The 26945-nt window shown below is 66.3% G+C and carries 26 protein-coding genes; 8 read left to right on the top strand and 18 right to left on the bottom strand.

Annotation, left to right across the window (positions count from 1 at the left end; translation table 11 throughout):
- Positions 1-233: 233 nt before the first annotated feature.
- Both AS031_RS06740 and AS031_RS06735 read right to left on the bottom strand, forming a co-directional pair.
- Positions 234-572 carry a helix-turn-helix domain-containing protein gene (locus tag AS031_RS06740; protein WP_228379575.1) on the bottom strand — a complete coding sequence of 113 codons (339 nt, stop codon included), beginning with the start codon at positions 570-572 and terminating at the stop codon, positions 234-236.
- Complete coding sequence (locus tag AS031_RS06735; RefSeq protein ID WP_058267353.1) at positions 566-1672, bottom strand: tyrosine-type recombinase/integrase; 1107 nt, start codon at positions 1670-1672, stop codon at positions 566-568. The genes AS031_RS06740 and AS031_RS06735 overlap by 7 nt, the downstream gene beginning before the upstream one ends.
- A gap of 389 nt (positions 1673-2061) precedes the next feature.
- Between AS031_RS06735 and AS031_RS06730 the strand changes: the two genes are divergently transcribed.
- Genes AS031_RS06730 through AS031_RS06720 form a run of 3 tightly spaced genes read left to right on the top strand, consistent with a single transcriptional unit; the run spans position 2062 to position 5126 of the window.
- Complete coding sequence (locus tag AS031_RS06730; RefSeq protein ID WP_058267352.1) at positions 2062-3270, top strand: type III polyketide synthase; 1209 nt, start codon at positions 2062-2064, stop codon at positions 3268-3270.
- A gap of 4 nt (positions 3271-3274) precedes the next feature.
- Positions 3275-3961 carry a class I SAM-dependent methyltransferase gene (locus tag AS031_RS06725; protein WP_074446927.1) on the top strand — a complete coding sequence of 229 codons (687 nt, stop codon included), beginning with the start codon at positions 3275-3277 and terminating at the stop codon, positions 3959-3961.
- A gap of 1 nt (position 3962) precedes the next feature.
- Entirely contained in the window at positions 3963-5126 is a 1164-nt protein-coding gene (locus tag AS031_RS06720) for an FAD-dependent oxidoreductase (protein WP_058267351.1), read from the top strand.
- Between the two features lie 9 nt (positions 5127-5135).
- Here AS031_RS06720 and AS031_RS06715 read toward each other — a convergent pair whose 3' ends face one another.
- On the bottom strand, positions 5136-5549 hold the full coding sequence (locus tag AS031_RS06715; protein ID WP_058267350.1) for a nuclear transport factor 2 family protein: 414 nt from the start codon (positions 5547-5549) through the stop codon (positions 5136-5138).
- A gap of 56 nt (positions 5550-5605) precedes the next feature.
- Between AS031_RS06715 and AS031_RS06710 the strand changes: the two genes are divergently transcribed.
- The 5 genes from AS031_RS06710 to AS031_RS06690 all read left to right on the top strand — a co-directional run bounded on the left by AS031_RS06710 (position 5606) and on the right by AS031_RS06690 (position 9387).
- Entirely contained in the window at positions 5606-6286 is a 681-nt protein-coding gene (locus tag AS031_RS06710; protein WP_058267349.1) for a peptide deformylase, read from the top strand.
- 18 nt (positions 6287-6304) lie between these two features.
- Complete coding sequence (locus AS031_RS06705; protein ID WP_058267614.1) at positions 6305-7183, top strand: putative RNA methyltransferase; 879 nt, start codon at positions 6305-6307, stop codon at positions 7181-7183.
- 140 nt (positions 7184-7323) lie between these two features.
- Complete coding sequence (locus AS031_RS06700; RefSeq protein WP_058267348.1) at positions 7324-7788, top strand: NfeD family protein; 465 nt, start codon at positions 7324-7326, stop codon at positions 7786-7788.
- A 33-nt stretch (positions 7789-7821) separates the two neighbouring features.
- Positions 7822-8769, top strand: a complete 948-nt coding sequence (locus AS031_RS06695; protein ID WP_058267347.1) for an SPFH domain-containing protein — start codon at positions 7822-7824, stop codon at positions 8767-8769.
- A gap of 270 nt (positions 8770-9039) precedes the next feature.
- Positions 9040-9387: an RNA polymerase-binding protein RbpA gene (locus tag AS031_RS06690; RefSeq protein WP_013600997.1), complete on the top strand. Its 348-nt coding sequence runs from the start codon at positions 9040-9042 to the stop codon at positions 9385-9387.
- Between the two features lie 90 nt (positions 9388-9477).
- Here the strand turns inward: AS031_RS06690 and AS031_RS06685 are convergent, their stop codons facing one another.
- From AS031_RS06685 to arc, 15 genes are all read right to left on the bottom strand, one after another.
- Positions 9478-10221, bottom strand: a complete 744-nt coding sequence (locus tag AS031_RS06685) for a polyprenol monophosphomannose synthase (RefSeq protein WP_058267346.1) — start codon at positions 10219-10221, stop codon at positions 9478-9480.
- 93 nt (positions 10222-10314) lie between these two features.
- On the bottom strand, positions 10315-11964 hold the full coding sequence (locus AS031_RS06680; protein WP_058267345.1) for an amidohydrolase: 1650 nt from the start codon (positions 11962-11964) through the stop codon (positions 10315-10317).
- A gap of 66 nt (positions 11965-12030) precedes the next feature.
- Entirely contained in the window at positions 12031-14970 is a 2940-nt protein-coding gene (locus tag AS031_RS06675; RefSeq protein ID WP_058267344.1) for a DEAD/DEAH box helicase, read from the bottom strand.
- Positions 14971-14990: 20 nt separating this feature from the next.
- Positions 14991-15785 carry a twin-arginine translocase subunit TatC gene (gene tatC, locus AS031_RS06670; RefSeq protein WP_058267343.1) on the bottom strand — a complete coding sequence of 265 codons (795 nt, stop codon included), beginning with the start codon at positions 15783-15785 and terminating at the stop codon, positions 14991-14993.
- 48 nt (positions 15786-15833) lie between these two features.
- Positions 15834-16106: a Sec-independent protein translocase subunit TatA gene (gene tatA / locus AS031_RS06665; protein ID WP_058267342.1), complete on the bottom strand. Its 273-nt coding sequence runs from the start codon at positions 16104-16106 to the stop codon at positions 15834-15836.
- Positions 16107-16138: 32 nt separating this feature from the next.
- The gene (locus AS031_RS06660; protein WP_058267341.1) at positions 16139-16498 is read right to left on the bottom strand and encodes a hypothetical protein; all 360 of its coding nucleotides are present in this window, start codon (positions 16496-16498) and stop codon (positions 16139-16141) included.
- A 10-nt stretch (positions 16499-16508) separates the two neighbouring features.
- Positions 16509-18497 (bottom strand): helix-turn-helix transcriptional regulator, encoded by a 1989-nt coding sequence (locus AS031_RS06655; RefSeq protein ID WP_058267340.1) that lies wholly within the window; start codon positions 18495-18497, stop codon positions 16509-16511.
- A gap of 117 nt (positions 18498-18614) precedes the next feature.
- A complete protein-coding gene (locus AS031_RS06650) occupies positions 18615-19010 on the bottom strand; it encodes an FKBP-type peptidyl-prolyl cis-trans isomerase (protein ID WP_058267339.1) in 396 nt (131 codons plus the stop codon).
- A gap of 75 nt (positions 19011-19085) precedes the next feature.
- Positions 19086-20054, bottom strand: a complete 969-nt coding sequence (locus AS031_RS06645; RefSeq protein WP_058267338.1) for an FKBP-type peptidyl-prolyl cis-trans isomerase — start codon at positions 20052-20054, stop codon at positions 19086-19088.
- Between the two features lie 114 nt (positions 20055-20168).
- Positions 20169-21533 carry a Pup--protein ligase gene (pafA, locus tag AS031_RS06640; RefSeq protein ID WP_058267337.1) on the bottom strand — a complete coding sequence of 455 codons (1365 nt, stop codon included), beginning with the start codon at positions 21531-21533 and terminating at the stop codon, positions 20169-20171.
- A gap of 8 nt (positions 21534-21541) precedes the next feature.
- Positions 21542-22252: a proteasome subunit alpha gene (gene prcA, locus AS031_RS06635; RefSeq protein ID WP_058267336.1), complete on the bottom strand. Its 711-nt coding sequence runs from the start codon at positions 22250-22252 to the stop codon at positions 21542-21544.
- Between the two features lies 1 nt (position 22253).
- Positions 22254-23075 carry a proteasome subunit beta gene (prcB, locus tag AS031_RS06630; protein ID WP_058267335.1) on the bottom strand — a complete coding sequence of 274 codons (822 nt, stop codon included), beginning with the start codon at positions 23073-23075 and terminating at the stop codon, positions 22254-22256.
- 81 nt (positions 23076-23156) lie between these two features.
- On the bottom strand, positions 23157-23360 hold the full coding sequence (locus AS031_RS06625) for a ubiquitin-like protein Pup (protein ID WP_058267334.1): 204 nt from the start codon (positions 23358-23360) through the stop codon (positions 23157-23159).
- Between the two features lie 85 nt (positions 23361-23445).
- Positions 23446-25119, bottom strand: coding sequence for a depupylase/deamidase Dop (gene dop, locus AS031_RS06620; RefSeq protein WP_058267333.1), 1674 nt, complete (start codon positions 25117-25119; stop codon positions 23446-23448).
- On the bottom strand, positions 25116-26867 hold the full coding sequence (gene arc, locus AS031_RS06615; RefSeq protein WP_058267332.1) for a proteasome ATPase: 1752 nt from the start codon (positions 26865-26867) through the stop codon (positions 25116-25118). Before arc ends, dop begins: the two co-directional genes overlap by 4 nt.
- Between the last annotated feature and the right edge of the window lie 78 nt (positions 26868-26945).

The raw sequence follows: 26945 nt of genomic DNA, 5'->3' as shown, positions 1-26945 counted from the left end.
AGCGGGGCCCTCCGCTGCTGTCCGGTGGTCCGGGTAGAAGTCTGTGCTGGCCGCACTCCGGACAGGTCCCGTGGGTGCGGGTGGCGGTGGTGAAGCAGGGCCCGCAGATTCGGCCTTCGGGCCAGGTGGCGCGTGTTCGGCCGGCGGCCCGGCCGCAACGTGCGCACGTCGCTGTCCCGGTGGTGCGGGGCCGGCCGCGGCTGGTGCTGCGGGGGCTGAGGCCTTCGGGTTTGTCAGTAGTCATCGTCGATGACGCGTGCCCGTCGGGGTCTGACGGTGCGGTTCAGGTCAACGACGTTGGGGGCGCTGGTTCCTGTCTTGCGGGCGCGGACGTCGGCGGCTGTGACGGTGATGAGGTCCTCGGGTCCGCAGGAGAAGATGTCGCAGATCGCGGCGATGACCTGCAGCGCAACGCGTTCGGGTTTTTGGTTGACGAGCCGGTAGACCTGGGGCCGGGACAAGGTGATGCCGCGCTCGGCCAGCAGGGGGATGAGGTCCGTGGTGTTGTGCAGTCCCCGCGCTGCCATGAGCTCGGAAAGCCGCCACTTGTATTCGACTTCGCGTCTCACCATTGACCCCTCATCTGCACGCCCAGGACTTCTTCCATGGTGCGGTCCAGCGCCGCCCGGAGGGTCGCGTTGCGGAAGTCGTCGCTGACGAACTGGTAGATCCCGGTGGTTGAGGCGTGTTCGTGACCCATCTGATGTTGCACGAATCTAGGATCCCATCCGTCCTCCAGCAAGTGCGTTGCATAGGAGCGCCGGAGCGAATGCAGGTCCAGGCCATCCAGCGGCAGGCCCAGCTCGTTGAGGTAGCGCCGGAGCCGGCGCAGCAGGGTGGATTCACAGATCAGGCCGCCGCGTTCGCTGGGGAACAGGTCCAGCGTGTCGAGCGTGCCCCGTCCGTTGGCGAGCCAGTCCTCGATAACGCCGGCGGTCCAGTCGAAGACCGTCAGGACGCTGCGGGGTTTGTGCGGGGAGCCCTTGCGTGATTTGCCGAACCGGACCTTGCACACGCCTGCCTTGCCGAACCTTCGTGCTTGGGGGTTGGTCGCAAAGTCGATGGTTTGCAGGTGCCTGAGTTCGTTGAATCTGAGCCCGTATGAGTAGGCGACTTTCAGCATGACGGCGTCCCGGTAGGCTGCCTGCCAACCTTTCTTGCCTGAGGCGGCGATGAGTTCGACCTGGTCGTCGGCGTGATCGAACAGCATCTGCAGTTCGGTCTTGGTGAAGGGCCGCTTGGAGGCGCGTCCTTCGTACTCCTGTGTGTGGGAGGCGGTGTTCCAGTCAAAGAAGACCTGGGAGGGGTGTGTGCCGAAGCGTTGTTCGCAGACCTGATCCCAGCCGTAGTCGGGGTTCGACACGTATGACGTGAACCGGCGGAGCGTGGACTGGTAGCCGCGGATAGTGGAGTGCTTCAGCTGGTGGATCGAGCGGAGGTCACCGAAATACTCCTCGACATGCTCCGGTGCCCAGTTCCACGGGAACTCGTTCACATGGTTGACGAACCGGCGGACGCACTCGATGGCCTTGTCGATCGTGTCGAACTGGAGGTTCCTGGCGAGCTGCTGGTTGCGCCACCCGGTCAGCATGTCCTCAAGCGTCTGTTCCTCGGGATGCAGGAGCTGAACAGCGCTCAGCTGCAGCACACGTCCGGACGCGTCGACCCCCATTTTCGCCCCACAGTTCCGTCGAAGTTTGTGCTCAAAGCCTGAATCAATGATTCATCAAATGCATCATTAGCACAAAACCGCAGGTCAGACGCTGGTACCGGCCGCTTCGAGGGCTGGGTGTTGCAACCGTCAGGAGCACCGTGGTCAGCTGCACACCAGAACCGACAGGCTTCCATATTCCGCGGAATCTCAACGAAGTAAGAGAACTCCTCGCGGGTCCCGGGGGATCGGCGCAATTGATTCATCTGATGCAATACGCAGAGTACTACTTGACATAATGTAGATTATCGGCGCTTTGTTAGCGGGCGGAAAGTGGGGTGATCAGATATTCCTGCAGGTCAGTGGCCGCAGGCATTGTCTTTGTCCGAAGGCTCGTTAAGAATGAGTCAATGACGGTCTACGTGCGTTCCCTTGAAACTGCAGTTCCGGCAACAAAGCTCATCCAGACCGAGGCGCGCGACGTCTTTGCCGCCCAGCCGGGCTTGAACCGGCTCGGAACCAGATTGGTCGGCACGTGCTTCGATTCGGCAGCCATCGACACCAGGTACACCGCCGTTGACGAACTTACCAACGAGTTCCGCTCAGACAACCCCCAGTTCTATGACCGGGATTCCGGCCTGCTCCTGAACCCGAGTACGAAGGTCAGGAACGACATCTTCGCCCGCGAGGCCACGCGGCTCTTCGTTGGCGCTGCCCGGGCGGCCGTCGAGGCGTGCCCGGATCTCGATTTACTTGACATAACTCACCTGGTAACAGTCTCCTGCACCGGCTTCTTCAACCCCGGACCGGACTACAAGATCGTGCGCGAACTGGGCCTCGACCCCGCCGTCCAGCGCTACCACCTCGGCTTCATGGGCTGTTATGCGGCCTTTCCGGCCCTTCGCGCCGCCAAGCTGTTCTGCGAGGCTGACCCTGACGCCGTCGTCCTGGTGGTCTGCGCCGAACTGTGCTCCTTGCACGTGCGCACCTCGAACGACCCCGACACCATCATGGGCTCGGCCCTGTTCGCAGACGGCGCGGCGGCCGCCGTCGTCACGGCAAACCCTGCGGCACGAAACCACGCACTGCTCCAGCTGGACCACTTTGAGACAGTGCTGACGCCCGTCGGAGAAGACTCCATGGCCTGGAACATCGGCGACAACGGATTCGAAATGGTCCTGGGCAACTACGTCCCGCACATCATCGACGACCACATTGTCGGAGCCCTGCAGCCCCTCCTCGCCCGAGAACCGAACTTGGCGGCACTCCCCTACACCGGCATCACGCACTGGGCCATCCACCCCGGCGGCCGCAGCATCCTCGACAAAGTCCAGTCCCGCCTTGGCCTCACTGACGAGCAGCTCGTGCCCGCCCGGGAGGTGCTGCGCAACTACGGCAACATGAGCAGCGCCACGGTCCTGTTTGTCCTCCGGCACATCCTTGAGCAGGATATGCCGGAGCAGGGCCTTGATACGGGCGGTGAAAGGATCTGCTCCATGGCGTTCGGCCCGGGGCTGACGGTCGAAACCGCCCTTTTGACCAAATTGCGCCAGGCGCCGCCCGGTTCCTCCCGGGACGCCACCGCGGACCAGGTCCACCAGGAAGTGCCGGTGGCCTGAGCCGGTGCTCAACTGGCCGGACCGTGCCTCCGACGATCTGGAGGAGATGGACAAACCGGACTGCGACCCGCGCAGGCTGGACAACACCTACCGGCAATTCGGTGCAGTCAACAGGGCCGTCTCCGGCTGGAGGCGCCTCTACCTCCGCGAACTCCGCCCACTGCTGTCCGTGGCGCCCACAACCATCCTGGACATCGGCTGCGGCGGCGGGGACATCGCCGTCATGCTGGCCCGGTGGGCGCTGCGCGACGGCCTGGTGCTCGACGTCACGGGAATCGATCCTGACCCCAGAGCTATCGGATTCGCACTCCGGCGGCCCCCGGTGCGCGGCGTGCAGTTCCGGCAGGCACACAGCTCCGCGCTGATCAGGGAGGGCGCAGTGTTCGACGTCGTCATCTCCAACCACGTCCTGCACCACCTGACCCCCGGCGAGCTGGGCGTGCTGCTGGACCATTCCGGGAAACTCGCCCGGAACAAGGCTCTGCATAACGACCTGCGCCGCAGCCGGCTTGCCTTCGCCCTCTTCGGGGTGGCCACCCTTCCCCTGCCGGCATCCTTCATCCGCGAGGACGGACTGACCTCCATCCGGCGCAGCTACACGCCCGCCGAGCTGACGGCCGCCGCCCCCGCCGGGTGGCGTGTGGAAGCGGGCGCCCCCTTCCACCAGATCCTCGCCCTGCGGAGGACCTGACATGCCCCTGGATGTGGTGATCGTCGGCGGCGGACCCGTGGGCCTGTACCTCGCCGCCGTACTCCTCCGCCGCGGCCTCTCTGTCCGCATCCTGGAACGGCGGCTGACCAGGGACCGCCATTCACGGGCCATCGGCATCCATCCGCCGGCTTTGGCCGCGCTGGACCAGCTGGGCATCGCCCCGTCCCTGGTGGCAAGCGGGGTACCCATCCGCACCGGCCAGGCTGTAAGCCGCGGACACGCCGTGGGCACCATGCCGTTCAGCGACATTTCCGGCGGGTTCCCTTTCGTGCTGTCCCTGCCGCAGCACCGCACCGAGCAGCTCTTGGAGGAACAGGTGGCGGCGGCGGACAGCGGCGCGCTGCTAAAGGGCTTCGAAGTGGAGGGCGTAGCGTCCGACGGCGGCCACGTCACCATTTGCGCCCGGCCCGCCCCCGGTGCCCCCGGAAGTGAGCAGACGATCAGGGCGTCGATGTTGGTCGCCGCCGACGGTGCACGCTCCACTGTCCGGGACCTGATGGGCTTCCCCGTCCGCAGGAAAACCTACCCGGACCACTATTTGATGGGTGACTTTGCAGCTTCCGGACTGCCCGACGACGCGGCAGTGCTCTTCCTGGAGGGCGATGGGATCGTCGAGTCCTTTCCCCTGCCCGGGGGGCTGCGCCGCTGGGTTGTCCGGCTGGGCCGCCCCGCTGGCGGGGCAGGTCCGGACGACCTCGCCAGGCTGGTGGCTGATCGCACCGGCCACCGCCCTGATCCGGCCAGCAACACCATGATCAGCGCCTTCAGCGTCCGCTCCACCCTTGCCCGGCGGACGGTTGCCGGCAACGTGGTCCTCATCGGCGACGCCGCCCACGAAATCAGCCCCATCGGGGGCCAGGGAATGAATCTGGGCTGGCTGGACGCCCGGGACCTGGCGCCGCTGATGGTGCGGTCCGTGTCGGGGCGGCACGACCCCGCAGCCTACCGCAGCTTCGAAGACCGCCGGTTCCGGGCCGCCTTGCGGGCACGGCGGCAGTCGGAAATCAACATGCTGCTGGGCAGGCCCCTGCCGGCGCCTGCCCTGGCCCTCCGGAACTCCGCGATCCGGGGCGCCGCGGCCTGGCCTGCCCTCAACCGGTGGGTCGCCAGGCGGTTCACCATGCAGCAGGAAGCGGCAGGGTAAGAGGCCTCGTCAGCGGAAATAGCAGTCGTAACTGTCCTGGCTGGTGAGCAGGCCGTCCCGGACCTCGAACACGGAGGATGTGCGGGCCCGGATGGTTTCGCCGCGGTCCCAATACCGGATGTCCATCAACACGGTCGCCGACCAGTCCGCCTCGACCGCTACCCGGCCACCCTCGCAGGTGGTTCGCCGGATCACGAACTTCTGGTTTGCCACCACCTGCGAACTTTGATCCGCGCCTGCCAGGACATCATCGAGCGTCCGGGTGGATCCTTCCGGCGCCAGCAGGTGGGGCGCCTCGACAAGGACGAAGGAGTCCGCGAGGTACGGCCGGATCTCAGCCGCTCCCCCGCCCGCTTCCAGTACACGGATGAACTCGAGGACGCGGTCCAGCGGACTCGCGGTCTGGGTGCTGTCAAAAGCCATGGCATAGACACTAACCCAGCGGTGGGGCGCCCTGGACAAACCAGTAGGCTGGCTCCATGACCCATGCTAAACCGGCTGCCGTTCCCAGTCCCGGCCAGATCCAGGAAACCGTGGAGCGGCTGCTGTCGGCGGCAACATTGCCGCCTATCGTCCAGGCGGGCCACCCCGTGCTGCGGCAGGAAGCAGCAGCCTTCGACGGCCAGCTTTCCGCCGACCAGCTGGACAGGCTGATTGCCCTGATGCGGCAGGTCATGCATGAGGCCCCGGGCGTAGGCCTCGCAGCGCCGCAGTTGGGCATCCCGCTGCAGGTTGCGGTCCTGGAGGACCATTACGACGTCGACTCCGAGGCTGCTGCCTTGCGCAACAGGGAGCCGCTGGACTTCCTCGCCATCCTCAACCCCCGCTACACCGCAGTGGGCACCGGCCGGGCGGCCTTTTACGAGGGATGCCTGTCCCTGAACGGGCTCCAGGCTGTGGTGTCCCGGCCGGACACCGTCCTGCTGGACTTCCAGACGCCCGGCGGTGAGGCGCGGCAACAGGAGTTTTCCGGCTGGCAGGCGCGGATCGTGCAGCACGAAACGGACCACCTCAACGGCATCCTGTACGTGGACCGGGCGCAGCTCCGATCGCTCAGCAGCAACGCGGAATACGCCGCGCACTGGGCGGAACCCGGTATTGCCCGGGCCCGGGAGGGCCTGGGATTCAGCGACGGCCCCGCCGGAATCAGTCTGGCGTAGGCATCTAAGATGGTCCCCATGCCATCTTCCACGGACCTTCCCCTTCAGTGCCCGGTGTGCTCCCAGGCATTGTCGCCCGCAGGAGGGCAGGGCACCGGCCCGGCGCGCCTGGCCTGTGCGTCGCGGCACAGCTTTGATGCGGCACGCCAAGGCTACTTCAACCTGCTGGTCGGCAAGGGCACACCCTTTGAACCCGATACGGCCGCCATGGTTGAGGCGCGCTTCACCTTCCTGGGCCAAGGCCACTACAAGCCGCTGGCAGACGCGGTGGCTGCCGCCGTCGTGCCCTGCCTGAGCCCCGGAGACGGCGCGGTCCTGGACTCAGGGACCGGGACCGGCCACTACCTGCGGACCGTACTGGACACGGCGGCCGCCCAGGGCCACGACGTAGCGGCCATGGGCATCGACATCTCGAAATTCGCGCTGCGCCGGGCAGCGAGGCTCAATCCGGAAGCCCTCAACCTCGTCTGGGACGTGTGGCAGCGGTTCCCCTTGGCTGATGAGTCGGTGGACGCCGTGACGGTGGTCTTTGCGCCGCGGAACGCTGCTGAGTTCGCGCGCGTCCTGCGCCCCGCCGGCCGGCTTGTGGTGGTGACGCCGCGGCCCGGGCACCTGTCCGCGATCGCGGCCGTGACCGGAATGCTCGGGATCGAGGAAGGCAAGGATGAACGGCTGGCCGCAGCCATGGCGCAGTACTTCGAGCACGAGAGCACGTCAGACGTCGACATCACGCTGTCCCTGACCCGCCGGGAGGCCGCTGACCTGGCGTTCATGGGACCCGCGGGGCACCATCACTCCCACGCGGACATCGCCGCCCGGCTCGAGAGCAGCCCCGAACCGCTGAGCGACGAGGCCCGGTTCAGGGTCCTCGTGTACCGCCCCCTCAAGGCCGCCTGACCGGGCCGTCCCGGTAACGAGTTGGCCACGTTCCCTGCTCCCGGCTCCCTCGGCCGCCCCCGGTCCACGGGGCCCGACTAGGATGAAAAGACAGTTACCGGCCGGCCCGTGCCCGGGCCCCGTAACGAAGGGGGAACGCAATGTTCGAGTGGTTGGGAGAGAACTGGTGGGCGGTGTGGCTCACCGCATTCCTCGCGTTCGCAGTGGTTGAGATGATCACCCTCGACCTTTTCTTCATCATGCTGGGCGGCGGCGCACTGGCCGCCCTCGTTGCAGACTTCGCCGGCGCCGATCCGTGGCTCCAGATTGTTGTCTTCTGCATCGTCTCCCTCCTGATGGTCGCCTTCGTCCGGCCCGTGGCCCTCACCCATCTCAAAAAGGGCCCCGCTGAACAGCGGACCAACGTGGACCGCCTCATTGGCGAGCAGGCCGTGGTGATGGAGCCCGTCAGCATCGACGGCGGCCTGGTAAAAATCGGTGGCGACATCTGGAGCGCCCGCTCCGCGGCAGGAATCCTGCCGGCCGGCCAGAAAGTGGTGGTGGCTGCCATTGAGGGCGCCACCGCGGTGGTGGCGCCGCCGCCGGCCGCAGGGACCCAGTCCTAGTACAGCCTTATCAATTGGGGAACAAGGAGTTCTATGGAAAGCGTAGGCGGAACCGCACTGGCCGTGGTGCTGGTGGTTCTGATCATATTCGTCATCATCGTCCTGGTCCGGTCGGTGCGCATCATCCCGCAGGCCCGCGCCGGCGTCGTTGAACGGCTGGGCAAGTACCAGCGCACCCTGAATCCGGGCCTGACCATCCTGATTCCGTTCGTGGACCGGCTCCTTCCGTTGCTCGATCTTCGTGAGCAGGTGGTTTCCTTCCCGCCGCAGCCGGTCATCACCGAGGACAACCTGGTGGTCTCCATCGACACGGTGGTCTACTTCCAAGTGACTGACCCCCGGGCCGCGACCTATGAGATCGCCAACTACATCCAGGCCGTTGAACAGCTCACCACCACCACGCTCCGCAACGTGGTGGGCGGCCTGAACCTGGAGGAGGCCCTGACCTCCCGCGACCAGATCAACGGACAGCTCCGTGGCGTCCTGGACGAGGCCACGGGCCGGTGGGGAATCCGCGTCTCCCGGGTTGAACTCAAGGCCATCGACCCGCCGCACTCCATCCAGGATTCGATGGAGAAGCAGATGCGCGCCGAACGCGACCGCCGCGCCGCCATTCTCACCGCGGAGGGCACCAAGCAGTCAGCCATCCTCACGGCCGAAGGCCAGCGGCAGGCAGCGATCCTGAAAGCCGAGGGTGAAGCCAAAGCGGCCATCCTCAAGGCTGACGGTGAGTCACAGGCCATTCAAAAGGTGTTCGACGCCATCCACAAGGGCAACCCGGACCAGAAGCTGCTGGCTTACCAGTACCTGCAGACGCTGCCGAAGCTGGCCGAGGGTACGTCCAACAAGCTGTGGATCATTCCCAGCGAAGTAGGCGAAGCCCTCAAGGGCATCGGGAGTGCCCTGGGCGGAACAAACCCGGACCCGGAAGCCTCGGGCGGCCTGTTCGACGACATGGCGTCCAAGCAGGCCAACCCCTAGACACGACGGGAACACGGAGGGGAGGAACCGGCAACGGTTCCTCCCCTCCCCTATGTCCGCATCCACCGGCGGAGGGCCCTTTTGGCCGGCAGGGTCTCAACCCCGTATAATTGGGTATTTGTCCGGCAGGAGTTATCCCGTTGGAACAACAAAGCTTCGGAATGCGTTGAATCTAACGATGCAGCACAGAGCACACAGTAGTCCGGCGGCGCCTGGACGCCACCGGCTAGCGCGGGTTTCCATTCCGCGCACCGACCAGAGGGAGAAAACATGAGCGATCGCAGCCTGCGGGGTATGCGCCTTGGCGCGCAGAGCATGGAGACAGAGTCTGGCGTCGAGCCGGCTCCGCGCCAGCGCGTCGAGTACCGTTGCGAGGACGGCGAGCAGGTCTTTGTCACTTTCTCTTCAGAGGCGGAAATTCCTCCCGTATGGGTTTCCAAGACCGGCAAGGAAGCGCTGCTGGTCGACGGCGAACGCCCCGACACAAGCAACGACAAGGCAGTACGCACCCACTGGGACATGCTGCTGGAACGCCGCTCCCTGCCCGAACTGGAGCAGATTCTCGAGGACCGGCTGACCATCCTGCGCGAACGCCGTGGAGAGCGCCGCTCCGCCTAGCCGTACCGGCCAACGAAGACAACAAAAGGGACTGCCCCGGCACTGTGGTGCCGGGGCAGTCCCTTTTAGTCGTTGGGTCGCAGCGGAAAACTACCGCTTGGCCCCCTGAAAGCGCCGCGCCAGCGTGTTCCACCGGGCCGCCAGTCCCCACCTGGTGACGTTGACCATGGCTTCGACGACGATGTTGCCGCTCATCTTGGAGGCGCCGAGTTCCCGCTCAACGAAGGTAATGGGCCGCTCCTCGATCCGGAGGCCCATGCGCGCCACACGCCAGGCGAGGTCCACCTGGAAGCCGTAGCCCACGGAGTCCACCTGGTCCAGGTTCAGTTTTTCCAGCGTCGTCCGCCGGAAGGCCCGGTAGCCGCCGGTGACGTCCTTGATGTTCAGGCCCAGCATCAGGCGCGCATAGGTGCTGCCCACGCGTGAAATTGCCTGCCGGTAGAGCGGCCAGTTGACCACCTTTCCGCCGGGGACCCACCGGGAACCCATGGCAAGGTCTGCCCCCTGCTCCACCGCTCCGAGCAGCTGCGGCAGCTGCTCGGGCTGGTGCGATCCGTCGGCGTCCATCTCCACGAGCACTTCGTACCCGGCCTCCAGCCCCCATGTGAAACCGGCGATGTACGCTGCGCCCAGCCCTTCCTTGCCCTTGCGGTGCAGCACGTGGACCTGAGAATCCCCGGCGGCGATGGAATCGGCCAGCTGGCCGGTACCGTCCGGGCTGTTGTCGTCAACCACCAGCACGTCCGACGCCGGGACGGCCGTCCGCAGGCGCTGGAGCGTCTTGGGCAGCGATTCCAGTTCGTTGTAGGTGGGGATGATGGTGAGGACGCGCACAAAGGGCCTTTCCTGGTGGGAAGCGGTCAATGCACCGGCCGGCAAGCTAGCTGCCTGTTGGCGCAACTACCCATTATAGGACCGGCGGCGGGGTCAGGAACGCAGCGCCGGGCTTGCGAACAATTCGGCGCCGTCGCGCACCGTCTGCAGGCACAGCGGATCGCTGCCGGTGTCCAGCGCGGGAAGCAGGGGCGTGCGGGCGCGGGGATCGGTGCTCCACGACTGGACCCGGCCGTCCGCCACCTGGACCATCAGCTCCTCCACCTCCCACACCGCGAAGCTTGCAGGCGCGCCCGGCACCAGCTGCCCGGCCATTGGGTTGGGGTGCCGGGCTGCCCGCCAGCCGGCACGGGTGTGCCCGAGGAAGGCGGCCCTGGCGGAAATGCGCTGGCTATTGGTGTGGTGTTCCAGGCAGGCACGCACGCTTGACCAGGGCCGCAGCGGGGTCACCGGGCTGTCGCTGCCGAAGCAGACCGGTACGCCGGCGGAGTAGAAGTCCGCGAACTGGTTCATGGACCCGCTGCGCTCCCCCAGGCGTTTGCTGTACAGCCCTCCGTGGCCGCCCCACAGGGCGTCGAAAGCCGGCTGGGCACTGATCGTGACCGAGTACTTGGCCAACCGGGCCACGGCATCGGCGTCCGTCATTTCGACGTGTTCGAAGCGGTGCCCGGCGGCCCGGACGCGCTGTTCCCCCACCTGCGCCGCGGCGAGTTCCAGCGCTGCAAGCGCCAAGTCGAGGCCGGCGTCGCCAATGACGTGGAAGCCGCCCTGCAGGCCGGCCAGCGAACAGGCTGCCAGGTGCGCAGCTGCTTCCTCCACCGTGACGTACAGCGTCCCGTGTTCATCCGGGGCGTCGCTGTAGCTGCTGCGCAGGGCAGCGGTGTGCGAACCGATGGAACCGTCGATGTTCAGGTCCCCCGCGAGCCCGCGGAGGCCGACGTCGAATTGGGCAGCGAGGCTTCGGGCCTGCTCCTCCGACGCTGCCAGCTCCCCCCAGTAGGGAAGGACCTCGGGAACGGCAGGCGTATCACGTCCGGCATGGTTCCACGCGGCCGCGCTCCGCAGGTCCTCGGCCCCGCCGATATGCGGGGCTCCCATCTCGGCCAGGGCGACGTACCCGTTGGCTGCCGCTTCGGACAGGGCCTTGGATTGGTAGCTGCGAAGGACCGGCTCCGGGAGGCGCCGGGCGGCCCGCCGGGCAGCTGCGTGGGCAGCCCGCGAAACCCTTGCACCGCCGTCGTACCCCTGCACATCCTGAAGCTGTGCCTCGGCGACCAATGCCCCCGCCACCAGCGCTGAATGGACGTCCACCCGGGACAGGTACACGGACCGTCCGCCGGCAGCCCGCTCCAGTTCCTCCGGTGTGGGCAAGGTGGGGTCCTGCCAGGCGGTCTCATCCCAGCCGTGGCCCAGAACCGGCCCGTCACCGCCGGCCGAAGCCACCGCATCCAAAAGCTCCAGGGCTGAGGACACGGATCCCAGCTTGAGGGAATCCAGGGCTATGCCTGTCTCGGTGAGGTGGGCATGCGAGTCGACGAACCCCGGGGTGACCAGTGCGCCGCGCAGGTCGATGACGTCCATCGAGGAGTCGGCGATGGACGAAGCCGCCTGTTCGGAACCCACCCAGGCCACGGTGTCGCCATCCACCAGCATGGCCGTGGCGAACGGGTCGGCCGCGGTGTACACGGACCCGTTGCGGTAGAGGACGGGCCGGGCAGCGGGTGCAGGACTGGTCGGGCTCATGAAGCAAAGTCTCCTGACATGGCACGGAAAGGGCCCGCGTGCGGGCCCCTCCCAGGGGTTCTTGGGTTAGAGGACGGAAGAGTAGGCAACGACGCCGCGGCGCAGCAGCCCGATGGCTTCGGCGCACAACCGCGCGAGCCTGGGTTCGAGGCCCGGGATCTTGGCGAGCTGGTCCAGCAGGTCCACCACCTGCTTCACCCACCGGACAAAGTCGCCGGCGGCCAGGTCCGTTCCGCTGAGCACATCCTGCAGGTGGCGGCCGCGGGCCCACTTGTAAATGGGCCACACCAGGCCAAGCTCAGGTTCACCGGTGAGCGGAAGCTTGTTGTCCTCCTCCACGTCCTCCAGCGCCGACCATTCCCTGATAACGATGTCCACGGCCGTCTCAAGGGACACGCTGGGCATCCGTGGACGCAGGCCACGGTCCTCCCGCTTGGCCTGGTAGACCAGCACACTGGCGAGGGCAGCGACCTCGATGGCATCCAGGTCATCGAAAGCGCCCAGGCGGAGGGACTGGGAAATCAACAGGTCCTTTTCACCGTAGATCCGCCGCAGCCGCTGGCCTGCGGGGCTGATGGTCAGCCGGCCATCACCCTCGGCGTCAAGGTAGCCGTACGCCGACAGGACGTCGCAGACCCGGTCGAATGTCTTGGCGATGGTGTTGGTCCGGCCCTGGATCTGCCGCACCAGCCCGTCGGTTTCCCGGCGTAGTTTCCACCATCGCTCGGACCAGCGGGCATGGTCCTCGCGTTCGCTGCAGCCGTGGCATGGATGGGCACGCAGCGCCCGGCGCAGGTCCGCGATCCGTTTCTCCTGGTTGGGGAGCGCAGCGGACCGGCCAAAATCGTGATTGCGGTTGTGGCCCGGGGCCGGTGGCCGGTTCTCCCGAAGGGCGTTCCGCGCGGAGGACGCCAGGTCGCGCCTCGATTTGGGGACCTTGGCGTTGAACGACTTGGGGATCCGGATCCTGGTCACCGGGGCGATGGGACCCTCCAAGTCGTCGGTGCCGATCCTGCGGAGCTGGTTGTCCAGCGTCAGCACCGCCGGGCGGGGTTCGCGGCTGCTGTGGTCGGAACTGAGCACAATGGCGGGCCCGGGAGCCCTGCCGCCCGGTACATCCACCACGTCGCCCGGCAGCAGGCGTGCCAGCGAATCGTCGCTCACCGACTTCCGGGCACGCGACTTGGCGCGTGAGGTGGCGTTTTCGGCGTCGGAAAGTTCCCTCCGCAGCCGGGCGTATTCGGTGAAGTCGCCCAAATGGCAGGTCATGGACTTCGCGTAGCCGGCCAGGGACTCCTCCCGGCTGCGCACCTGCCGGGCCAGGCCCACGACGGACCGGTCAGCCTGGAACTGGGCGAACGAGGATTCGAGGATTTCCCGTGCCCTGGCCCGGCCGAACTGGGCCAGCAGGTTGATGCTCATGTTGTAGGTGGGCCGGAAACTGGAGTTGAGCGGGTAGGTGCGCCTGGACGCCAGGCCGGCCACCGCTGTCGGGTCAGTCCCGGGTTGCCAGAGCACCACGGCGTGGCCTTCGACGTCGATCCCCCGGCGGCCGGCACGCCCGGTCAGCTGGGTGTACTCGCCCGCGGTAATGTCGACGTGCGCCTCGCCGTTGAATTTATCCAGCTTCTCCAGCACCACGGAACGCGCCGGCATGTTGACACCCAGGGCCAGGGTTTCGGTGGCGAAGACGGCCTTGACCAGGCCGTCGACGAACAGCTTCTCCACGACTTCCTTGAAGGTGGGAAGCATGCCGGCGTGGTGGGCGGCAAAACCGCGCAGCAGCCCGTCGCGCCACGTCCAGAAGCCCAGGACATCGAGGTCGTCTGGCGGAATGTCGTGCCCGGCCTCGTCCACACGGGCGGCGATGATCCGCTGTTCCTTCTCGGTGGTCAGCCACAGCCCGGATGACACGCACTGCGCCACTGCGGCGTCACAACCGGCCCGGGAGAAGATGAAGGTAATGGCGGGCAGGAGGTCCATCCGGTCCAGGCTCGCGATGACCTGGGGACGGCTGGCCCGCCGGACGCCCGCCTGTTCCACGCTCCGCACCGGCCTGTCGTTGCCGCGGCGGCCCCGCTGTCCCCGTCCGGGCCGGCTCCGGAACCCCTGTTGGCCCTCGCTGCGGGCAACGGTGAGGAGTTCCGGATTGACGTCGAAGCCGCGGTTCCCGGAGCGGTCCTTGACCTGTTCCGGCTGCCCGTCCCCTGCACCGCCGACGGCCGGGGCGATCTCGTCGAAAGTGGTTTCCCCGGCAAACAGGTCCATGATGCGCCGCCCCACCATGACGTGCTGCCAGAGGGGAACCGGCCGGTGCTCGGAGACAATGATGTCCGTGTCGCCGCGGACGGTGTCCAGCCAGGCGCCGAACTCCTCCGCGTTGGACACCGTGGCGCTGAGGGAAACAACCTGGACCTCGCTGGGCAGGTGGATGATGACTTCCTCCCACACGGCTCCGCGGAACCTGTCCGCCAAATAGTGCACCTCGTCCATGACGACGTACCCGAGGTCGTCCAGGGTGGCGGAGTCGGCGTACAGCATGTTCCGCAGGACTTCGGTGGTCATGACCACCACCGGCGCCTCGCCGTTGATGCTGGTGTCACCGGTCAGCAGGCCGACGTTCTCCGTGCCGTACTTCTCGCCGAGTTCGGTGAACTTCTGGTTGCTGAGGGCCTTGATGGGGGTGGTGTAGAACGCCTTGAGTCCGCGGTTGAGGGCGAGGTAGATGGCGAACTCGCCAACGATCGTCTTGCCCGCACCCGTCGGAGCTGCCACCAGGACGCCCTTGCCGGATTCGAGGGACCGGCACGCCTGGCGCTGGAAATCGTCAAGTTCGAAGTCCAGGGTGCGGATGAAGGATCCAAGCCGGGTGGCGGCCTCGGCGCGCCGTTCCGCGCTGGCCCTGTACCTCTCAGCGGGAGAGAGATCCTCGACATCACCCGGCCCCGGGGAGAACGGTCCGCTGGTGGATGGGCCTGTGGAGAACGGCCCGGTATTGGAGGACATACCTCAAGCCTAATGGCAGGTCAAAGGTTCTTCAGTTCACTGCTGGGAGTTGCGAGGTCTGCCGTGGCATCGGTCTCGGCTGCGACCTTGGCCTGCCGGCGGGCCCGCCGCTTGTCGTTCATCAGGCAGATGCCAATGGCTGCGAAGAAGAGCACCAGCAGCGGACCGGCCAGCATGAACATGGAGATGGCGTCAGCGCCCGGAGCTGCGATGGCCGCGAGGACAAACACCAGGAAAACGGTGATGCGCCACGCTTTGAGGATGGTTCGGCCGGAGATGATGCCGGCCATGTTGATGCCGACCAGCACTACGGGAACAAGGAAGGCCACGCCCAGGACCAGGACCATCCGGGTGACGAACTCGATGTACGTCCGGGCGTCAATGACGCTGGAGGAGCCTTCGGGAGTGAATTGCGTGAGCGCGTGGACCACCTGCGGCACCACCAGCCAGCCGGCCCAGATGCCGGCGAGGAAGAGCGGAACCGCAGCGGCCATGTAGCCCAGGGTGTAACGGCGTTCCTTCGCTGTCAGCCCCGGCGTGATGAAGGCCCAGAGCTGGTAGATCCAGATGGGGCTGGAGATGACGACGCCGATCAGGAGCGACATCTGGAGCTTGAAATCGAACGGTGAGGCGATGCTGCCGAAGTTGATGGCTGCGAGGCCGCCGGTTTGGTCCGTGATGCGGTTAACGGGCTCAGCCAGTGCCTTCAGCAGCGGATCATAGAGAATCCAGCCGCCGACGCCGCCGATGACGACGCCGATGGCCGACTTGATCAGTCGGTTCTTCAGCTCCTTGAGGTGGTCCCAGAGGGACATCCGCCCCTCTGGGTTGGCTTTGCGGGCCCGCGACAGTGCCACTGGGGGTCAGGCGCGGTTTGACGGCGGAACGTCAGTGCCGTCTGTCGGCTCTCCGGGCTTCGCCTTGGGGTGGTTCACAATGGTGCCTTCCACGGGCCCGGAAGCGTCGGTGGAATCGGCTTTGCCGTCGTTCTTCATTTCCTTGACCTCGGACTTGATGATCCGCATGGACTGGCCAAGGCTGCGCGCCATCGCAGGAAGCTTGGGCGCGGCGAAGAGAAGCAGTGCCACAACGATGATAATCACGATGGGCCAAGGGCCATCAAAGAGTCTTCCCATGGGAAATCCTTTCCTCTAGAAACATCCTACTTCTATGTGAAGTCGAGATCTGCGAGGGCCTGCGGCTGGCCCCGGTCCTTCTTGCGCTGCACTCGCCGAAGGCGGCGTTCTTCCCGGCGGGAGGACTTGGATGCCTCGTAATCATGTCGCATGTCGGCGGGTGAGGCAAAAACGGCTGAGCCTGCCGGGGCCCGCCCTTCTGCGCTCCCGGGAACCGCCGTGCGGGCCGCCTCCGGCAGCGGGGCAAGGTGCCCGAGTTTCCCGCCCGCCGCTCCCAGGTCCTTGACGGTTGCCATGAACTTCCGGAACAACCGGACGCCGAGCACACCGTAGAAGAGAAGGGACACGGCGACGAGCGCCACCCATAACAGGATCCAGGACCACCAAGGCATGCTGAGAAGTCTAGCCTCCGTACCGTGCCAGGGACGCGTCCAGCCATGCACGGGCCCGGTCTGCCAGTTCGGCGGGCTCCAGGATCCGCGCTGCGCCGCCGTGCTGGGCGACGAACATGGGCAGCCACCCGGTGTTGCCAAAGCGGATCTCGGCGACCAAACCGCCGTCAGACAGTTCTGCCGTGCGCTCCGCGTAGTAGTCCTCGGCCAAACCGCGGCCACTGCGTGTGAGCTGCACGGTAACGGTGGTGTCGTCGTCGTTTGGGGTGAAGAGTTTCGCCGGGACCCCGTCACTGGGGACACTCCCCGTCGCGATGGGCTGTCCGTTGGGCCGGACGTCCTGTACGCGGTCAAGCCGGAAGTTCCGCAGCCCGCCCACCTGGTGGCAGTAGGCCTCGAAGTACCAGGTGTTGTCCAGTGAGTAGAGCCGGAGCGGATCCACGTCGCGCTCGGAGACGGCATCGCGCTGCGGGGACAGGTAGGCCAGGTGCAGCTGGGCCCCTGAGGCGATGGCCTCCCTGACCGTCGCGTGCGTGCCTGCGTCGCCGGGCGCCACCTCCGGACCGGACAGTGTGGCGGCCCGCAGGCCCTCCTCCCCCGCGGCGGCGAGGAGCTTGAGGGTGACGGACTCGAGGGCGCCGCCCTCCACGACGTCAGGCAGCCCGTTCAGGGTCTCCAGGCCGGTCAGCAGGGCGCAGGCCTCGTCCACTGTGAACCGCACGGGCTTCTTCAGGTCGAGGTCCTGCGTGATGAAGACGTGTCCGTCTTCCCACTGGATGTCCAGCAGGTCGTCCGGGTAACCCTCGGGAAGCCCTGAACAGATCAGGATCCGCAGATCGTCTTCCAGCTCCTTCCTGGTGACACCGAAGTGCTGTGCCACGTCGCTGATATGCAGCCCCTGGTTGTGGACCAGGAACGGCACCAGCTGCAGCATCCGCATGAGCTGGTCTTCCGAGGTGCCCCGGCGTGCCGCCCGGGTGCGGACCTCCGGGAAGGCATAGGCCGGCCGCGGCGCCGAGCTGAAATCCCGCGCCGCCCGGAGCCTGCGCTGCACGGAGGCGGCAAGTTCGTCCGGGGCCACTGCCACGGCGTCGGGCCCGTAGGAGGCGAGTTCTTCGGCGAGGGCTTCGGGGTCCCTGAAGTCCACGTACAGGCGTTCGTCTTCGGCCGCAGGAGCAGGGACGGCGTCCGCTGTCTCCGGTTCATGGCGGGCACGGCGCCTGAGCGCAAGCAGGCGCCCCTTGCGGACATCCACGACGGCGGTGCGGAGCGGCAGTTCAGGCAGGCGGGACAGTTCTTCCCGAATGCTGAAGTTGGCGGGCGGCTCGAAGTGTTCCTTGACCAGGGTGGAGACGGCTCCGGTGAACCGTGACAGCCTGAAGTGGCGCGGCGCCTGGCGGGCGCGGTCAAAACCCATCAGGTACCACTGTCCGAAGCAGCTTCCCAGTCCCCACGGTTCCACCGTCCGGACTTCTTCCTTGCCTGTGGTCCCTGCCAGGTAGGGGAAGGTCACGGGGTGGCGGGAGTGCATGGCCGCCACGAGGTCGTCGAACGCCTGTCCCGCAGGCCTGATGCGCGGCTGGACGCCGGCGGGAAGTTCGACGTCGGCCATCCGCCCCGATGCCTGGAGCTTGCGGAGGGCGCTTTGGGCGGCTGAGCCCAGGGCTGCCCGCTCCCACAGCTGTGAGGCGAGCAGCAGCACGGTCCATTCCTGGGGATCGAGTTCGACGTCGGGAAGGCGGTTGGATTCCTTGCCGATCCTGTAGCGGGTGGTGGCCGGATCATCCTCGCTCCACCCGTGCTCCGTGAGGGTCTCCACGTCGAAGCCGAAGGCGCGGAGATCGTTCTTGTCCCGCTCGAACATCCGGCCGAACGCGACGTCGTTTCCGGATTCGTCGTGGTAGACCTTCTCCCGCAGTTCGCTGCGGCGCAGGCCGTAGCGGGTGTTGAGCAGCGCGATCAGCAGGTTCAGCAGGCGTTCAGTGCGGGATACGGACACCCTGTGTACGTTACTAAAGTCCTTCCCGGAACGCAGAAAGCGCGTCAGTTCCCGGGACGGTTGTCCCGGGAACTGACGCGCTGTGGCCGGCGGACCCGGCTGTTCTGCCGTTCGGGGTCAGCGGATCCCGACGAGGTCCACCACGAAGATCAGGGCTTCGTTCGGGGCGATGGCCCCGCCCGCGCCGCGGGAGCCGTAGGCCAGCTCGGAGGGTATTTCGAGCCGGCGGCGGCCGCCGACCTTCATGCCCAGCAGTCCCTGGTCCCAGCCCTGGATGACCTGGCCGACGCCGACCCGGAAGTCCAGCGGAGCGCCGCGGCCCCAGGATGCGTCGAATTCTTCACCGGTGGACCAGGCGACGCCCACGTAGTGGGTGGAAACGGTGTCGCCTGCCTTGGCCTCCCGGCCGTCACCCTCGATGAGGTCGGTGATGACCAGTTCGGTGGGGACGTCGCCTTCGGGGAAGTCGATCTCGGGCTTCTGGCGGTCAAAGTCCCGCTGTCCAAATGACATGGTTGCTCCTCTTGGTCGGTGCTGTGATGGTGTGTAGATGCCGCGGCCTGGGCCACGGCCTGACAGTAAGTGTGTCTACTTGGCGCCGAGGATGTCCACTACGAACACAAGATCGCCCTTGGCTTCACCCTGTCCGGCGTCACCGTAGGCAAGGTCCTTGGGGATGACCAGGAGCACCCGCGACCCCACGGTTTTTCCGGTCAGGCCCTGGGTCCATCCCTTGATGACCTGGTTGAGTGCGAAGCTTGTCGGTTCGCCACGGTCGAAGCTGGAGTCGAACTTGGTTCCGCCCACCAGGTTGACGCCCACGTAGTTGACGGTCAGGGTGTCAGTTTCCTTGACGGTGGCGCCGGTGCCCTTGATCAGGTCCTGCGATACCAGCGCGGTGGGGGCCGCTGCACCCTCGACGTTGATCTCCGGAACGCCGTCCTTTTCGGTGACGGTCGGAAGCCCTGCCGGCGGGGTGACGGTTTCACCCTGCGGCTTGTCCAGGGCAGGGGTGACGTCCGTAGCGGAAAGGATCTTGATGATGAGAAGCTGCGTCGGGCCGGCAGCAGGGCTGGGGCTCGGGGTCGCGCCGGCGGACGGGCTGGGGCTGGCTCCGGGGGCGCTTTGCTGCCCCGGGACGGCCAGGGCGATGCTGGAGCCCACCTTCGCACCGACGAACGCGTTGTAGATGACGGCGCTGTTGGTCTTGAGCTGGTCATTGAGCTCGAGCGGTTCCGGCTCGTTGGGGAAGGTGTCTTCCAGGGTGGAACCGTCGGCACCGCTGACGGCCAGGACGGAGATGTTGGCGATCTGGTTTGCCTTGACGGCATCACCGCTGCCCTCGTTGACCACCTTGATGGTCGGTTCAGCCACTTCCAAGGGCTTGGGGAAGTCCAGGCCGGGGGCCTTCTTGTCCCCGTTGTCCGTCAGTTTGAGGGAGTCGAACTTGGCAGTCTCGCCAGCGGACTGGCTGGTGGGTTCCGGCTCTGCGGTGGTGCCTCCGCAGGCGGTAAGCAGCAGCAGACCGGGGAGAAGGATTGCTAGTAGTCGGCGCACGTAAAATGAACTTTCGTCGGGGCAGGGTGGACGCGGTGCTCCGCATGGCAGCGGACAGCAGCGCTGCGGGCCCCCAAAAAGGGCCTTGTCCAGAATAGCCCCTGATTCTGGGAGTCAGCCCATAGAGTCCAGCAAAGCGTCCACCCGGTCGTCGACGCTCCGGAACGGATCCTTGCACAGGATGGTCTGGTGGGCCCGGTCGTTGAGCTTCAAGTGCACCCAGTCCACCGTGTAGTCACGGCCCAGTTCCTGCGCCCTGCGGACAAAGTCGCCCCGGAGCTTGGCGCGGGTGGTCTGCGGCGGGGCATCCACGGCGTCCTTGATCACGGTGTCCTCCACCACGCGCCGGACAGCCCCCCGTGACTGCAGCAGGTAATACAGGCCGCGGCTCCTGGAGATGTCGTGGTACGTCAGGTCCAGCTGGGCGATCCGGGGCGCGTCGAGCCCGAGGTTGTGGCGTTCACGGTAGTTGTCCATCAGTTTCTTCTTGATGGCCCAGTCGATTTCGGTGTCGATGCCGCGGGAGTCGCCGCTTTCGATGGCCTTCAGGGTGCGCGCCCACAGGTCGAGGATGAGCGGCACGTGCGGGTTGTGGGCGCCGTTTTCCTGGACAAACGCGGTGACCTTGGTCAGGTACTCCTGCTGGATTTCCAGTGCAGTCAGCTGGCGCCCGTTGGCGAGCCGGACCAGGGCCCGGCCGCTAAGGTCGTGCGAAATTTCCCGGATGCTGCGGACGGGATTCTCCATCCGCATGTCCCGCATGATGACGCCGGCCTCAATCATGCGAAGGACAAGGTCCACGGTGCCGACCTTCATCAGGGCGGTGGTCTCGGACATGTTCGAATCGCCCACGATGACGTGGAGCCGCCGGTAGAACTCGGCGTCTGCGTGTGGTTCGTCACGGGTGTTGATGATGGGCCGGGACCGCGTGGTCGCCGAGGAAACGCCTTCCCAGATGTGGTCGGCGCGTTGCGAGAAGGCGTAGGTTGCCCCGTGCGGTGTCTTCAGGATCTTGCCGGCGCCGGCGATGAGCTGGCGCGTGACCAGGAAGGGAATCAGGATTTCGGCGAGGCGGGAAAACTCACCCCGGCGCGGAATCAGGTAGTTCTCGTGGCTGCCGTAGGAGTTGCCGGCCGAATCCGTGTTGTTCTTGAACAGGTACACGGTTCCGTTGAAGCCCTCCGCCGCAAGGCGGGCCTGGGCTTCGTCGACGAGGTCGTCCAGGATCAGCTCACCTGCCCGGTCATGGGCGATCAGCTGAGCCAGGTCGTCGCACTCTGCCGTGGCGTACTCCGGATGGGATCCGACGTCGAGGTACAGCCGTGAGCCGTTGGTGAGGAACACGTTGGAGGACCGGCCCCAGCTGACGACCTTGCGGAAGAGGTAGCGGGCCACCTCCTCCGGAGCAAGAGGCCTCGAATCAGGGCTTGAATAGGAGATGCCGAACTCGGTTTCGATACCGAAGATTCTCTTGTCCATCTGTCCTCCTAGGCCAGCAGTGCAGTGATGTCTGCGTCGTTAAGCCTGTGGAACGCGCGGCGCGTGCCGCGGGTTTCCTCCGAGTGCCGGTACAGGACCGCAATTTCGAGTGCCCGTGCCGGGAGCGGTTTGGTCTGCTCTTCGCCATCGGGCGCCGGGGCGAGGCCGTTCAGTGCGAGCCGCACGGCCTCGGGGAACCCGAGGGACGCCCGCCAGCCCTGGTCAATGGCCGCGGAGACCCGTTCCGCCTGGCCGCCCATGACCACGAAGCTGTGCTCGTCGGCAATCGACCCGTCGAACGTGAGGCGGTAGAGGTGGTCTTCGGCCTGTGTGGATCCGACCTCGGCCACAGCCAGTTCCACTTCAAAGGGCTTTTGCTCCGCCGTGAACACGGCGCCGAGGCTTTGCGCGTAGACACTCGCCAGCCCGCGGGCGGTGACGTCCTCGCGGTCGTAGGAGTAGCCGCGGACATCGGCGTAGCGCACCCCTGCCTGCCGGAGGCTTTCGAATTCGTTGTACTTGCCGACGGCCGCAAAGGCGATTTTGTCGTAGATCTCACCGATTTTGTGCAGTGACGGGGAGGGGTTCTCGGCCACCAGGGCGATGCCGTCCTCGCAACTGATCACCACCACGGACCGTCCGCGTGCGATGCCCTTCCGTGCGAAGTCGGCACGGTCCTTCATCAGTTGTTCCGGGGATACGTAGAACTGCTGTGTCATCTCAGGCCTCCCGTCCGGCGATGGTGCGGGCTTCGATGACCTGCCGCGATGCGGCAGCAAGCTCTTCCTCCGGCACCCGCCTCGCGCCGCTGCTGTCCACGGCATACACCACGGGCCAGAGCCGGCGCACGGTGTCCGGGCCGCCGGTGGCGGAGTCGTCGTCGGCGGCGTCGTAGAGTGCTTCGACCGCGACCGAGACGGCCTCGGCCGCCGTGAGGTTGGGCCGCCAGAGTTTCTTCAGGGCGCCGCGGGCAAAGACGGAACCCGAGCCCACCGTGTGGTGTTCGTGTTCCTCGTACCGGCCGCCGGTGACGTCGTAGGAGAACAGCCTGCCAACACCGGCACTGGTGTCGTAGCCGGCAAACAGGGGCACCACCGCCAGGCCCTGCAGTGCAAGTGGAAGATTGCCGCGGATCATCGCTCCGAGCCGGTTCGCCTTGCCTTCAAGGCTGAGGAGGGTGCCTTCGATCTTTTCGTAGTGCTCGAGCTCCACCTGGAACAGCCGCGTCAGGTCGATGGCGATTCCGGCGGTTCCCGCAATGCCGAGTACTGAGTACCGGTCCGCCGGGAAGACCTTTTCGATGTGCCTGCTGGCGATGACGTTGCCCATGGTGGCGCGGCGGTCCCCCGCCATCAGCACACCGCCGTCGTAGGCCATGGCCACGATCGTCGTGGCGTGCGGAACCTGCAGCGGGGCCGCGGACGTGGCGCTGCCCTGGCCCGACCGGTTGAACGGCAGGAGCTCAGGCCTGTCCCGCTGCAGGTGCTCGGTAAAGGATGAGGTGGCGTTTGCGGCTACCTGGTTGGCGGTTGTTTCCTGCACTCATGCACTCCTAAAACGTGGTGATCAACGTCGGTACAGTTCCCGGCCGTCCGCGGCTTCCGCCACCCTCCGGTCCCCGGGTTACTGACCGCCCTTTTGCACGAAAGCCCGCACGAATTCCTCGGCGTTCGATTCGAGGACGCCGTCGATTTCGTCCAGCAGGTCGTCCACGCCTTCAGTGGCTGCGGACGCCTGTGCCTCCGGGGGCGCCGGGGGTGCCTCGGGAATGTCTTCGTCGACCTGGCTGTCGCGTGACTGCGGCTGCTGGTGCTCCTGGCCTGCCATTGCTGTTCCTTCCCTTGGTGCCGGTGGATCCGGTGGTCCACCAATATAAGCCCATCCTGCCACGGCCGGGAGCGTCCCGGGCGGTTTACGCCGCAGGCGGAGCGGTGTTGTGTCCCAGCAGCTCGCCGAGGAACTGCCCGGCCTCCCGATAGCGCTCGAACAGGCCTCCCGTCAGGGCTTTTGTTCCCCGGAGCGGCTCCCGGGTCGGCACGCGCTGGAGCCGGCCATACCCGGGCACATCGAAGATGACCGAGTCCCAGCTGGCGCCGACGACGTCCTTGCCGAAGCTGCTGATGCACTTCCCCCGGAAGTACGCCCGCGTATCAGCCGGGGGCTCGCCGACGGCGGCCGCAATGGTGCGGTCGTCCACCACCCGGCGCATCCGGTTCCGGGCCAGCAGCCGGTAGTAAAGGCCCTTCTCGGGACGGATGTCGGCCCACTGGAGGTCCACCAGGCCCAGCCGGGCATCGTCCCAGCCGAGCCCGTCGCGCTGCCGGTATCCCTCCAGGAGTGACAGTTTGGCGAGCCATTCAACGGACGACTTGGCAGCGGCACGGTCGCTGTCGAGTTGGGTGAGGACCTCGGCCCAGCGCTCAAGGACGTCGTGGGTGTGCCCGTCACCATCCACGGCGTCGCCGACCCCCGTGTCCTGGGCCAGCTTGGCGGCGGCCTCGTGGTACATCCACTGCAGGTCCAGGGCGGTCACGCGGCGTCCGTCGAGCAGCCGGACCGTGGCCTTCAATGACGTGTCATGGCTGATGTCCTGCAGGGCCTTCACCGGCTCGAAGACTTCGACTTTGGGTGCCAGGCCGGCCTCGATGAGGCTCAGCACCATGGCCGTGGTCCCGAACTTGAGGTAGTTGGATACCTCGCTCAGGTTGGCGTCGCCGATGATGACGTGCAGGCGGCGGTACTTGTCGGCCGTGGCGTGCGGCTCGTCCCGGGTGTTGATGATGGGCCGGCGGATAGTGGTTTCCAGCCCCACCTCGGCCTCGAAGAAGTCCGCCCGCTGACTGATCTGGTAGCCGGCGGTGGAACTGTCCTGGCCCAGTCCCAGCCGCCCAGCCCCGCAGACCACCTGGCGGCTGACGAAGAAGGGCGTGAGTCCGCGGACGATGTCCCCGAATGGCACGGACCGGGGCATCAGGTAGTTCTCGTGTGAACCGTAGGACACCGACTTGTTGTCCGTGTTGTTCTTGTACAGGTTCACCGGCGGCAGGTCGGGGTCGGCAGACAGCCTGCGCACGGCCGCCAACCCCACGAGGTCGCCCGCGGCGTCCCAGATAACGGCATCGCGCGGGTTGGTCACCTCGGGGCTGGAGTACTCGGGGTGCGCGTGGTCCACGTACAGCCGTGCGCCGTTGCCCAGGACCATGTTCATCAGGAGGGTCCCCGATTCGTCCTGGCCGTCCAGTTCCAGTTCCTCCCGGCCATACGCCAGGGCAACGGCCTCGGCGTCGAGCACCGGAGGCTGGTCAGTGAGCTGGCTGGGGTGGGCGGCGCCCCTGTCCACGGTCCAGCCGCGGGCGTCGTGCAGGGGTTCCTCGTCCGTGTAGTCCCAACGGGTTTCCGCTCCCCCGGCCGCCCGCTGCCTGGTCACCTGGGCGTACGCCTGGACAACGCGGGCACTCATCATGGTGGCGTTGGCCGTGGGTGCGGACGGCGCGTGGATGCCGTACTCGGTTTCCGCCCCCATGACCCGCATGGCCCCGCCGGCGGGGAGTGCGCCCCCGGCGACGGGCTCCGGTGCAGCCGTCACAGATACTGTCCGGTGGTGGGCATGGTTTCGATGGACTTGCCGGGTTCCTGGCCCGCCTTGCCCTGCACGATGGTGCGGATGTACGTGATCCGTTCACCCTTCTTGCCGGAGATCCTGGCCCAGTCGTCCGGGTTGGTGGTGTTCGGCATATCCTCGTGCTCGCGGAATTCGTCCACCACGGCACGCAGCAGGTGTTCGATCCGAAGCCCCTTCTGGTGCGTGGTCAGCAGGTCCTTGATGGCGTACTTCTTGGCCCGGTCCACCACGTTCTGGACCACGGCTCCGGAGTTGAAATCCTTGAAGTACAGCATCTCGGTGTCACCGTTGGCATACGTCACCTCAAGGAACTCATTGGACTTGTCAGTGGAGTACATAGCCTCCACGGTCCGCTGGACCATGGCATCCACGGTGGCCTGGATGTCGCCGCTGTGCTCGGCGAGATCGGCCTCGTGGAAGGGCAGGTCGGTGGTGATGTACTTGTTGAAGATGTCCGCCGCTGCTTCGGCGTCGGGGCGCTGGATCTTCACCTTGACGTCCAGCCGGCCGGGCCGCAGGATGGCGGGGTCGATCATATCCTCGCGGTTGGACGCACCAATGACGATGACGTTGTCCAGCCGCTCGACGCCGTCGATCTCGCTGAGTAGCTGCGGAACGATGGTCGTTTCGACGTCGGAGGAGATTCCGGTGCCGCGGGTGCGGAACAGTGAGTCCATTTCGTCGAAGAAGACCACTACGGGGCTGCCGTCCGACGCCTTCTCGCGTGCCCGCGAGAAAATGAGGCGGATGTGGCGCTCAGTTTCGCCCACGTACTTGTCGAGCAGTTCCGGTCCCTTGATGTTGAGGAAGTAGCTCTTGAGGTCCACGTTGCCGGAGCGTTCGGCTGCGCGGGCTGCCAGTGAATTGGCCACGGCCTTGGCGATCAGGGTCTTGCCGCAGCCGGGCGGGCCGTAAAGCAGGATGCCCTTGGGCGCCTTGAGGCCGTGTTCGCGGTAAAGGTCCGGGTGCAGGAACGGCAGTTCGACGGCGTCGCGGATCTGCTCGATCTGCGGTCCGAGCCCGCCGATGTCCTCATAGGTGATGTCCGGGACTTCCTCCAGGACCAGGTTTTCCACCTCGGAGCGCGGCACCTTCTCAAGGGCATATCCGGTGCGTGAATCCACCGACAGGGCATCGCCCACCCGGAGCTTCTCAGCCAGCAGGGCGCCGGAAAGACGGACCACGCGTTCTTCGTCGGCGCGTCCGACGACGAGTGCACGGTCCGTGCCGAGCATCTCCTTGAGCGTGGCAAGTTCGCCGGCACGTTCGTACCCGAGGCCGGCCACGATGAGCAGCGCCTCGTTCAGCAGGACTTCCTGGCCGACGGCCAGCTGGTTGATGTTGACCAGCGGGCTGAGCCCCACGCGCATCTTCCGGCCCGCATTGAAGATGTCCGCCGATTCCTCGGTGGCGGCCTGCCCGCTGCTGCCGGGGCCCGGCTGCCGCCGGGGGTTCAGCTGCAGAATGGTGCCGAAGCTGTAGGGCGGCTGCCCCTCCTGGTCGAGCGCATTCTTCAGGCGGAGGATCTCCGCCTTCGCGGTTTCAAGCATGCTGACCAGCTTGGTGTTGTTCTGCGTGGCTGCAGCCAACTGGCGGTCGATATGCCTGAGCTTGTCCCGGAGGATGTTGACCTGGCGGTCCGCAACCGAGAGGTCATTGGCGGCAGACTGCTCTGCCGGTGTACGTCCGGAGTCCTGGTTCGGTGTCTCCATGATGCATCAGCCCCTTCCTGCTCTTCCCTTAAGACATTAGTCCCAAGAAGGCGGCAAGGGATGGAGACTCCCGAAATG

It is taken from the genome of Pseudarthrobacter enclensis, assembly GCF_001457025.1.
In the GTDB taxonomy this organism is placed as follows: domain Bacteria; phylum Actinomycetota; class Actinomycetes; order Actinomycetales; family Micrococcaceae; genus Arthrobacter; species Arthrobacter enclensis.
The sequence above is the reverse complement of the archived record's forward strand: the minus strand, read 5'-3'. Positions and strand labels throughout refer to the sequence as shown.